The sequence below is a fragment of the Companilactobacillus paralimentarius DSM 13238 = JCM 10415 genome (assembly GCF_001434985.1).
Classification (GTDB): Bacteria; Bacillota; Bacilli; order Lactobacillales; family Lactobacillaceae; genus Companilactobacillus; species Companilactobacillus paralimentarius.
This window is the reverse complement of the sequence record NZ_AZES01000012.1, coordinates 51138-61598: the sequence shown is the minus strand read 5'-3', so window position 1 is coordinate 61598 and position 10461 is coordinate 51138. Positions and strand designations below refer to the sequence as shown.

Sequence of the window (10461 nt, the reverse complement as noted above, 5' to 3'; positions counted from 1 at the left end):
AAAGTGCTCCTAAAGTTGTTAGATTATGTCTAACAATTTTAGGGCACTTCACATTACGGATTGTCCTTTTTGAGTACTATTTAATTAGATAATTTCGCTAACTTTGATCCATTGGTTAGTAGCAACACGGTACATCTTTACACCGTTTTGAGTCTTCATTAAGTCAGTTGCCCATGGTGTGTTAGGTCCTAATTTAAGATTTACAATAGCTTTGCCGTTATCATCATAGATTTGAGCAAAACCAGTATTCTTAGTTGTTACGGCTCTAACATCAGATTTTTGAGCTGTTGTATCATCTGATGAGCTGTTGTTGTCTTTATCGTTTGTTGTAGTTGAACCTTCAACAAGAATATCTGATAACTTCAACCATTCAGTTGTAGAAACTTGATAATAAGTTACTCCATTGAGGACCATCTTATTATTTGTTTGCCATCTTGAATCTTTACTCAATGAACGACTCAATACCTTACCGTCTTTATCATATAAGTGAGCTAAAGGAACAGTAACTTTTACAATTCCCTTAATAGGAATAATTCCATCAGCGGCACTCTTTGTAACAGTAACAAATTGAGTATTACCTTCGTTTTGTAGAGTTAAGTCCTTGCTTGCTGTTGTGTAGCCTTCTGGCAATTGAGTATCTGTTAATGAAACCTTAACCCCAGCTTTGTCGCCAAAGATTTCAGTTCTACCAACCTCAGTTTCATCAGCTGTCTTAAAGATAACTGTGTTAGAAACTTTCTTCGTTACGGGAACGTTATATTCTTTTCCTTCAACTAAATTAATAGTTTGCTCTGCATCGTTATTCCATGTGCAGCCTGCAGGTAGATTAGTCAATTTATAATCATTGCCGTTACCACCATTAACTGTTTCTGAGTTAACTAATTTACCGTTTTGATCAACGTAATTAACCTTAACTGAAATCATCTTAGTAACTACAACTGACTTGCTGTCTCCGTCGTTACCAAAAGTAACCTTACTACTGTCAGAACTTGTGTAACCATCTGGAGCAACAGTAATCTTTTGACCCTTTGTTCCTTGATATGCACGTGCTGGGCTGATGGTATTACCGTCAGCATCAACGAATGTCACGTAATTTGTAACTGTTTGATCTGCTTGTGTTGTTGCTTGAGTAGCAGCGTTAACTGTTACAGGAGTAACGATTGTTCCTAGCACCATGCCAGAAACTAAAATTCCACTAAGTAGTAATGATGTACTCTTCTTCAAAATAACCCCTCCATATTGTTCAATACTAAACACTTTAAATCTTAGATTAGTCAAACATATGTTTCAAGCTATATTACGCAATTTTATCAAAACGTTTACAATGTTTTTCTTCCTATTAATGTATAAAAAAAATAAAACAATCGAAGGTTTATTTAAATTCCTCAATACTTATATATGTAATTTATAACATCCAGTGAACTACATTTTTCATCATCTAATATCTTCATAAATTTTTCATCGCTAATTAAATTCATTAAATCATTCAATGCATTTAAATGATCAGTTGAATTAATAGCACTTAATGAAAATATATACTTAACTCGCTTATTTTCAGATAATACAATAGGTTCTTTTATTGATAGAATCCCTATCCCTATTTTATTGGCTCCAAAGTGTGGATTTGTATGCGGCAATGCAATATTAGGGGCTATCACAAAATCAATTCCGTTATTGATTTGATTTAAAATCTTGGAAATATATGATCTTCTAATAATATTATTTTTAAGAAATGGTACTAGGCTTGCCTCTACTGCATCTTGATAATCACGATAGCTGGTATGTAACTGGATATAATCCGGTTTAATTACATCCTTTATTGAAAGTTTATGAACATTAAATATTGGCTTAGATCTAAATATATCTTCAGATAAATCTTTCCTAATCTTTTTTAACATATCTTCATTACGGACATTATTATTTATAACTTTCATTACTGTATCTAACGTAGGGGCAACAAAATTATTGGATGAGAAACTACTATTAACTTTTTGTACGATTGCATATTTATCATCATCAGTCAAAATTGGATTGATTACAAAGCATGGTTTTTCCAGTGTAAACAAATCACTTCTATAAAAAGTGGAAAATATCATATCAATTTCATCCAAATGATTTTTTAACTCTGAATAAGGAAATGGCATCATAAATTTAATATTGGGAAAAATGTTAGTTAATTGTAAATATGCTAAAGCAGAACTTCCGATACCGTTTGGGCAAACAATAGCCGCTGATAAATAATTCCTTTTATTCTGATTGGAATCATAAATGAAACCAATCAAATGAATTGTTAAATAGGCAATCTCTTCATTAGGAACTTTACCTAACTCATCCTCAAATTTGGATATAGTTTGCGACAACAACTCAAAAATTTCATTATATTCCTTCATAACTTGCTTCGTTAAAGGGTTAGTAATGGGAAATTTAAATTGAAGTCTAAAATACATCGATCTAAAATGTGTAAAAATTTGACCAATAACTTTTTTGTTATCCGTAAAATCTATTCCTGATATATCAGAAAATTTATCAACAATTTTTTCAGTGATACTATAAATATAATTATCAATATCAAAATTTTTTTCTCCGCCAATACTCAAACAAAGTACAGTTGTGGCCACATATTCGGCCGCATTTTTATTCTCGATTCCTAAGGAATCTAGTAACTCTTCCGAGAATCTGTATTCATTAGTTTCACGAATATTAAACTTTTTAACATTGGCCGGAACGTAATTTGGCTTTATGTACAATCGATCAATAATAATCGTCAGTATATAGCAAAATTCCCTCAGTCTATTTTCTACAAATTTAATTTGATAATGATCTTTTAAATTCGATACCAATTCAAAAATTTCATTTAATCCATAACGACAATTAGAATCTATAAAATTATTTAGGAGTTCAGATCTATTCTCCACCAACTCATTAGAGATATTCTTAATTAAACACATTCTAATAGCATCTTCACGGCCATTTATTTTATAACCAGTTTTTCGATCATAACTTATTTTTAACTGCTGGGAGAACAAATCCAATTCCAACTGTTTTAAGTCTTTTGAAACTGTTGACTGACTAACACGTAACAATTCTTGCAAATGTACTAACGACAAATATTTATTGCTCGTTGAAAGTAACAACGTTAAAAATAGTTTTCTCTCGTCATTGCTCAATACATACCTTTTTAAAGACATTAAGTTCTCTGACACACGAATATTCAATAAATAATCATAGGTTTCACTGGGAACAGTGATATATACTCCGTCGGCATCAATTTCTTTTTTTCCTTTTTCATCTAAGTATTGGTTCAATTTATCAATGGAATACTCTATCTGCCTATCTGATAATGAAAACTTTTTTGTCAATTCATCCTTTGTTAACACCGGATTTTGAATCAACTTATCAATGATCAACAATTGTTTTTTATCTAGCACGTATAATCACCTTCCATTATCTAGCAATAAAACCAAAAGAGTAGTTACTTCCGCCCTTTTGGTTTTTTTGATCTTATTCACGATATTCATCAATTTTATTTCTAAACTGTTGGGCACTCTGAGCTATATCATCCACGGTCCCTTTGGATAGGGCACCGCCAATGCCGACGATATCAGTACCAGCCTCAAGCCAATCCGTAATATTATCTACCGTTACACCACCAGATTCTATCAATGGTAAATAAGGAATTGGAGTCTTCATTGTTTTGATTAAATCAGGACCAACGATTCCTCCATATGGAAAGATTTTGACAAAAGTAGCTCCTGCTCGTAATGCAGTGATAGCTTCAGTAACAGAAGTACATCCAGGTGCATAGGGAATTTGATATTGATTACATAATTTGGCAACTTCTGTGTCAAACATTGGTGAATAGATAAATTGAGCACCTGCTTTAATAGCATCTTTTGCTGTTTCTCCATCCAATACAGTTCCGGCACCAACTAACAATTTGTCGCCAAATTTTTCCTTTAAAATTTTAATCGAATTAGCTGCACTATCTATGGTGTAACTGACTTCCATTACATCAACTCCGCCTTTAACAATGCCTTCAGCAATTTCGATAACACGATCAGTTGATGCACGTACAACTGCCAACGCACCACTGTCATAAATACGATTCATATAATCAAGTTTTTTCATACGACACCTCTAAATAATATTATTGGTTCTGTAATAACTAATCATTCTGTCAATATCTTCAAGTTCATCACTATTGGGCATCATCACAGGATCCTTAGCTGGTCCAACATTAATTCCACTAGCAGTTACAGTAGCTTTTAGTGCAGACGGAGTTGTTCTTGTATGCAAAACTTTTCTCAACGGTTCAATTCTGTGTTGGCATTCCTCAGCCATCTTTAAATTGCCATTTTGATAATATTCATAAATATCAACGTCATTTTGGGTTAATAGATTAGCTGTTGCAGCAATTGCTCCATCACCTCCGGCTTCTAATAACGCCAAAATCTTCGAATCGGAACCTGATAACACACCAAAATCTTTATTAGCTCGAAGTTTCAAATAACCACGCATGTTATCAATACTTCCAGAACTATCTTTTACTCCAACAATATTAGAATTCTTTGATAGTTCGGCAACTGTTTCAGGGTCAATATTTACACCGGTTTTTCCGGGCATATTATAAAGAATAATTGGAACATTTACTGAATTAGCTAATTTTTCAAAATGATTGATTAGTTCTTCCTGAGTAGGCGGTACAAAATAAGGCGTTACCACTGACAAAGCATCTGGATTCAAAGTTGCGATTCTCTGACTAAAGTCAATCGTTTCGGAAGTACTATTTAATCCTGTCCCAACAAAAATTTGAGTTCTATGATTTACATATTCAATTACATGTTTAGCAAAGGAAAATTTTTCATCCTCTGTTAATGAATACGCCTCTCCATTTGTTCCTAAAATAAAGATTCCATTAATGTTATAAGTTAAAAGTTTATCTATCAATTTATCTGTTCTTGAATAACTAATTTTTTGATCATCGGCTAATGGTGTAACCATTGCGACAATAATTCCAGAAACGTCTGTCAAAATATATCCTCCTTAATGAAAGATTCCTAAGAACCAATTTAATAGTGAACCTACAACGTTGTAGTCGACGTTTGGGAATGTTGATCCAGTAATTCCAAGTGATGAGAATGTTGGATAAAGTAATAAAGGTAAAAAGGCTAACAATAATCCGACTACAAACGAACCTAGAATAGCGCCTCTCCATCCACCAGTTGAATTACCAAAGATACCCGCAGTACCACCGGAGAAGAAACAAATATGTGCAGCAGGAATGATAACGATTGGGAATTTCAACATAACCATTACAACAATTGCCAACAAACCGGCTGTGTAAGAACTTAGAAAGCCTACCAAAACAGCCGTAGGTGCAAATGGGAAAATTGTGGGAACATCCAATGCTGGACGTGAACCTGGAATGAATTTTTCTGAAATGGCAACGAAAGCAGCTGTAATTTCAGCAAGAAACATACGAACACCTGTCATCAAAATAGAAATTCCGGCCGTAAATGTTAAAGCTTGAATCATTGGGAAGACTAACCAATCAGTTGTTCCTGACAATTTTGTAACAACAGTTTTACCTGCAGCTAACGCAGCAACATAGAAAATAACGATCATAACAACCGCAACTCCCATTAGGAAATCCTTAAAGAAAGATAACCATTCTGGAAACTTGATGTTTTCTGTTGTTTCATCTTTATGACTTTTGAAAATATTGCCAATAAAACCAGATAGAGCGTAACCAATCATATTGAAATGACCTATAGCTTGAAAATCTCCACCTGTTATTTTTTTCATAAATGGTTGGCATAATTGTGGAAGTGCTGCTGAAACAAACCCTAAAATTGTTCCGCCAACAATGATAGCCATCGTATTACCAATTCCATGAGCCTTTAAAACAAGTGCTAGAACGCAGGCAAAGAATAAACTGTGTCCACCTGTAAAGAAAACATTTTTAAACGGAGTTATTCGAGCAAAAACGAGGTTCATAATGAACCCAGCAATTAGTGTTACTGATACTACAAATCCATATCTGCCTTGAGCCAAGGCTGTAGCAGCTTCAGGAGAAGCAATAACACCTGTTAAATGAAATCCTTTTTGAAACATTGCGTTAAAATTCTGAAGTGCAGCGGTCATAGTGCTAGCACCAACACCAAAAATTAAAAATCCAATTGCGGTTCTAAATGTACCCTTTAAAACATCTGTACCTTTTTTATGTTGTGCTACTAAACCTATTAAAGAAACAATTGCTAATAAGATAGCCGGATTAGATAATAAACTAACTGTAAAATGCATCAATTTATCCCCCTCGGATTTTTTTTTGGATAGGAATTACTAAGCTTGTACTTGTTTCAATGCGTCCGAAAGTTTTGCATAAATTTCATTTTTATCGAGAATATTCTTTATACCGACTATTACCTTATCGATGCCTTGTTCTTGAAGCTCTTCAGCGACATCACTTAGTGCAATAACAATAGGTCCATCGAAACTTGGTAAACCATCCAATGATGAATGTTCAACTTGAACTGGCAAATCATGTTCACTGATGACCTCATTTAATTTGATCTTTAACATCAAACTTGAACCAACACCTGCACGACATGCTACTAAAGCTTTAACCATAATAAATACTTCCTTTCGTTATTTACCAATTTTTTGTTTTACTACTGAATCATTTATATACTGTAAAATTTCACTAGGTTTTTGAGAATTTGATAATATTTGATAAAAATTATCATCCGTTAATAAATAAACTAATTCCTGCATTGCTTTAAGATGAGAATTACTATCGGGTGCACTTAATGTAAATACGTAAGACACTGGATCATTATTTGTATTGTTGAATTCAATTGCCGGTTCCAATACAGATATTCCCATTGCCAACTCTTTTGCTCCAGCCTCACCAGGTGCATGTGCCAATGCAACATGTGGTGCTATTACAAAATACGGTCCATATTCATTTACAGAATTAATAATTTCATTAACATAATTAGGAGTAACTATCTTATTGTCTACTAATGGTTGAGCTGATAATTTAATAGCTTCTTTCCAATCATGTGATTTAACGTGTAATTTTATTAAATTCTCTTTTATAATTTTTTCGATCAATGACAACACCGCCTAATCTCTTTTACACGAGTTATTATATATTCAGCCTTGTAAGCGCTACAATGATGATTGATTCCATCTTTTGTTAAAAGTCGCACAATATTTACGATTTACCCTTCACAAAAGAAAGCTCAACATCCCCATTCATCAATACTTCTGAGCACTTTTGAAATCGCTTACTAACCATGATTTATGACTTCTTAAACATAATTTGGAACCAATTACCATTGATTATGCCACAGTTACAAAGTAAAAATAGCGTTAGATATTATTCCTAAGGAGGACGATTATCTATGCTTAATTCGTATTCGAACATGATCTATGGCTTTATGGAAAACGAAATTGATTCCTTAAAAGATGTTAGAGACAATCTTTCCGAACAAATTGATCCAGTAATTGATGTACTTTTACATGCCAAAGGCAAATTGATTTTTATGGGTGTGGGAAAATCGGGACTAATTGGTAGGAAATTGGCGGCCACATTTTCAAGTACTGGTACACCATCATTCTTCATTCATGCTACTGAAAGTGTTCATGGTGATTTAGGAATGATCGAAAAGAATGATGTTGTTATTCTTATTTCTAATAGTGGAGAAACCAAGGAAATACTTGCTCCTTTGAAATCTTTAAATATCATTGGCGTTACTACTATTGCTTTTACTGGTAACGAAACCTCTAGTTTAGCCAAGGCATGCGATTATAAAGTTATAATTCATGTTGATAACGAAGCAGACAAATTAAATTTAGCCCCAACAAATAGCTCAACAGCCGTCTTAGTTGTTGGAGATGCCATTGCCTGTACGCTTTCCGAAACTAAACAATTTACTAGAGATGATTTTGCAATTTTTCATCCAGGCGGAGCTCTGGGTAAAAAATTATTAAGTTAAACACATATAGACACAAAAAGAGCGAACATTTTATATGTCCGCTTTTTTTGTGTCTTATTTAAATTTAATTTTTCTGTCCATAATATGCATTTTTACCATGTTTACGATAATAATGCTTATCCAACAAATATTGTGGAACTTCAATGTTATCACGTGTTAATTGTAAAGCGTGATAATCCATTTCAGCTACTACTTCTAGAACCTTAGCATTATAAACAGCTTTATCAGGTGTAGCACCCCATGTAAATGGTCCATGTTGTCTTACTAAGACGCCAGGAACAGCTTCTGGATCGATATTACGTTCTCTAAATGTCCTAACAATAACATCCCCAGTATTTTTTTCATAAGCTGTCTTTATCTCTTCTTCAGTTAAAGCATTGGAAACAGGAACCTTTCCATAAAATGTATCAGCATGTGTCGTTCCTAAAGCAGGTAAATCAATTCCTGCCTCTGCAAATGATACTGCCCAAGGAGAATGAGTATGTACGATTCCACCAATATTTGGAAATTTATTATACAAAACTGTATGTGTTGGCGTATCACTGGAAGGATTTAATTTTCCTTCAACAACTTCACCTTTTAGATTAACAACGACCATATCATCGGGAGTCAATTTATCATATTCAACGCCTGATGGCTTTATAACGAATAGTCCTTTATCTCGATCAATACCTGATACATTACCCCATGTGAATGTTACCAAACCCAATTTGGGTAATTGCATATTTGCTTCATATACTTTCTTTTTTAAAGACTCAAGCATCAAATAGCCTCCTGCTCTATGCCAACATTTACAAAAATGTCATCAAAGAATTTCTTTGCTTCTTTAACTTGTTCGATTGGATTATCAGAAGTCTCACTCCACATCTCAATCGTGTAAGCACCGTTATAATTCAATCGTTTTAATTCTTTTAAGCATCCATTAAAGTCAACTGTTCCTTTACCAAATGGAACATTTTTGAATTGACCCGCGAAGCCATTAGTAACAGGTAAAGTATCTTTTAAATGAATCGCTGCAATTGCATCAATATTGTTTTCCAAATCTGATCCTATGTCATTTTCAGGCCAAGCATTTATATTACCCAAATCTGGATAAGCCTGTAACCAAGGACTATGAATTTCTTTTTTCATATTCACAACTTTTTCAATAGAATTCAAGAAAGGGTCATCCATTATTTCTATATCAAGCATTACTTCATGGCTGGCAGCATAAGCGACACATTTCTTCAAATCTTCTACAAAATATTCTCTAGAAGTAACACTCTTCTTATCATAATAAACATCGTATCCTGCCATTTGAATATTTCTTACACCCAAATCAACTGCTAAATCGACTGCTTTATACAACATCTGAACGGATAACTTTCTTGTTTTCTCATCATATGAACCCAATGGGAATCTACGATGTCCGCTCAGCATAATGGTATGTATGCGTGTTCCAGTACTCCAAATGGCATCCCTAACTTCTGTACGTTGTTGCCTAGTCCAATCTAATCTAGCCAATCTCTCATCACTTTCATCAATCGAAAGTTCTAAAAAATTAAACCCTAATTTATGAACCAATTCTAATCTATCATGCCAACTTAAGTTCTTAGGTAGAGCTTTTTCGTATATACCTAATGAATTCATAACCATGTCTCCCTATTGACCCAATTGTATTTGAATCACTTCAATACCACGTTTACGAAATGATTTAATTACTTTTTCATTTGCAAAACTATCGGTTATTAGAATGTCTATATCATCAATGTCGGCCACATGATAATTACTAGTAACACCTATTTTACGATAATCTGCTAAACAAATTACTTTCTTTTTAGTTCGTTTTATCATTGTTGTATTAACTTGTGATTCGTATAGATTCTGTGTTGTTAAACCGCCATCTACACTTACGCCATCAAGTCCTATAATCGTATAATCCGACTGCATACTCGATAATAATTGAATTGCAACTCCACCGACTAATGATTCTTTGGGATACCTAATTTCCCCACCAGTTAAAATAATTATGGTTTGAGGATGATGTACTGATTCAGTCGCATGTGCATTATTGGTAATAATAGTTAGTCTTTTAGATGCTAATTGATTAATCGCCATCCAGCAAAGGGTACTTGAATTGACAAATATTGTACTAGATTCCGATATAAAGCTAGGGACAGCAGCGGCAATTTTCATTTTTATTTGATCCACTCTACTGCTTGCATTCACATCTAATGAAGTTGACGAAAGTGACTTTCCATACGTGGATGTAGCAACACCACTTCTCCAACCAATTACACCCATTTCTGATAATATTTTCAAATCTCTTCTAATTGTTATCTCAGAAACGTTAAGTTTTTCCGCCAAATCTTCTACTGACATAGATCCCTTTTTGTTAACTATTTTTAGAAGTTCGCTTCTTCTCTCCTGTACATTCGATATTGAATTTTTCATATGATCATCCTCAAAACGTTTTTTA

Annotated in this window: 11 protein-coding genes; 1 reads left to right on the top strand and 10 read right to left on the bottom strand. The window is 33.7% G+C overall.

Annotation, left to right across the window (positions count from 1 at the left end):
* Positions 1 to 84: 84 nt before the first annotated feature.
* The 7 genes from FD33_RS00995 to FD33_RS00965 form a co-directional block, all read right to left on the bottom strand.
* Positions 85 to 1224, bottom strand: a complete 1140-nt coding sequence (locus tag FD33_RS00995; RefSeq protein ID WP_025084849.1) for an SLAP domain-containing protein — start codon at positions 1222 to 1224, stop codon at positions 85 to 87.
* A 161-nt stretch (positions 1225 to 1385) separates the two neighbouring features.
* Complete coding sequence (locus FD33_RS00990) at positions 1386 to 3428, bottom strand: BglG family transcription antiterminator (RefSeq protein WP_025084848.1); 2043 nt, start codon at positions 3426 to 3428, stop codon at positions 1386 to 1388.
* A 73-nt stretch (positions 3429 to 3501) separates the two neighbouring features.
* Positions 3502 to 4128 (bottom strand): beta/alpha barrel domain-containing protein, encoded by a 627-nt coding sequence (locus tag FD33_RS00985; protein ID WP_025084847.1) that lies wholly within the window; start codon positions 4126 to 4128, stop codon positions 3502 to 3504.
* A 9-nt stretch (positions 4129 to 4137) separates the two neighbouring features.
* A complete protein-coding gene (gene dapA / locus FD33_RS00980; RefSeq protein ID WP_025084846.1) occupies positions 4138 to 5031 on the bottom strand; it encodes a 4-hydroxy-tetrahydrodipicolinate synthase in 894 nt (297 codons plus the stop codon).
* A gap of 12 nt (positions 5032 to 5043) precedes the next feature.
* Positions 5044 to 6303 (bottom strand): PTS ascorbate transporter subunit IIC, encoded by a 1260-nt coding sequence (locus tag FD33_RS00975; RefSeq protein ID WP_025084845.1) that lies wholly within the window; start codon positions 6301 to 6303, stop codon positions 5044 to 5046.
* A 39-nt stretch (positions 6304 to 6342) separates the two neighbouring features.
* Entirely contained in the window at positions 6343 to 6630 is a 288-nt protein-coding gene (locus FD33_RS00970; RefSeq protein WP_025084844.1) for a PTS sugar transporter subunit IIB, read from the bottom strand.
* 18 nt (positions 6631 to 6648) lie between these two features.
* Positions 6649 to 7116, bottom strand: a complete 468-nt coding sequence (locus tag FD33_RS00965) for a PTS sugar transporter subunit IIA (protein WP_025084843.1) — start codon at positions 7114 to 7116, stop codon at positions 6649 to 6651.
* A gap of 329 nt (positions 7117 to 7445) precedes the next feature.
* Here FD33_RS00965 and FD33_RS00960 point away from each other — a divergent pair, with 329 nt between their 5' ends.
* Entirely contained in the window at positions 7446 to 8003 is a 558-nt protein-coding gene (locus FD33_RS00960; protein WP_373887546.1) for a KpsF/GutQ family sugar-phosphate isomerase, read from the top strand.
* A gap of 64 nt (positions 8004 to 8067) precedes the next feature.
* On the opposite strand, the gene FD33_RS00955 is transcribed toward FD33_RS00960, so the two are convergent.
* Genes FD33_RS00955 through FD33_RS00945 form a run of 3 tightly spaced genes read right to left on the bottom strand, consistent with a single transcriptional unit; the run spans position 8068 to position 10436 of the window.
* The gene (locus FD33_RS00955) at positions 8068 to 8766 is read right to left on the bottom strand and encodes an L-ribulose-5-phosphate 4-epimerase (RefSeq protein WP_025084841.1); all 699 of its coding nucleotides are present in this window, start codon (positions 8764 to 8766) and stop codon (positions 8068 to 8070) included.
* On the bottom strand, positions 8766 to 9632 hold the full coding sequence (locus tag FD33_RS00950) for an L-ribulose-5-phosphate 3-epimerase (protein ID WP_025084840.1): 867 nt from the start codon (positions 9630 to 9632) through the stop codon (positions 8766 to 8768). Before FD33_RS00950 ends, FD33_RS00955 begins: the two co-directional genes overlap by 1 nt.
* 12 nt (positions 9633 to 9644) lie before the next feature.
* On the bottom strand, positions 9645 to 10436 hold the full coding sequence (locus FD33_RS00945; RefSeq protein ID WP_025084839.1) for a DeoR/GlpR family DNA-binding transcription regulator: 792 nt from the start codon (positions 10434 to 10436) through the stop codon (positions 9645 to 9647).
* Positions 10437 to 10461 lie beyond the last annotated feature (25 nt).

Coding starts and splice junctions, on each gene's coding strand:
- FD33_RS00985 (WP_025084847.1), bottom strand. CDS start 4,128: ATGAAAAAACTTGATTATATGAATCGTATTTATGACAGTGGTGCGTTG.
- FD33_RS00975 (WP_025084845.1), bottom strand. CDS start 6,303: ATGCATTTTACAGTTAGTTTATTATCTAATCCGGCTATCTTATTAGCA.
- FD33_RS00970 (WP_025084844.1), bottom strand. CDS start 6,630: ATGGTTAAAGCTTTAGTAGCATGTCGTGCAGGTGTTGGTTCAAGTTTG.
- FD33_RS00960 (WP_373887546.1), top strand. CDS start 7,446: ATGGAAAACGAAATTGATTCCTTAAAAGATGTTAGAGACAATCTTTCC.
- FD33_RS00955 (WP_025084841.1), bottom strand. CDS start 8,766: ATGCTTGAGTCTTTAAAAAAGAAAGTATATGAAGCAAATATGCAATTA.
- FD33_RS00950 (WP_025084840.1), bottom strand. CDS start 9,632: ATGAATTCATTAGGTATATACGAAAAAGCTCTACCTAAGAACTTAAGT.
- FD33_RS00945 (WP_025084839.1), bottom strand. CDS start 10,436: ATGAAAAATTCAATATCGAATGTACAGGAGAGAAGAAGCGAACTTCTA.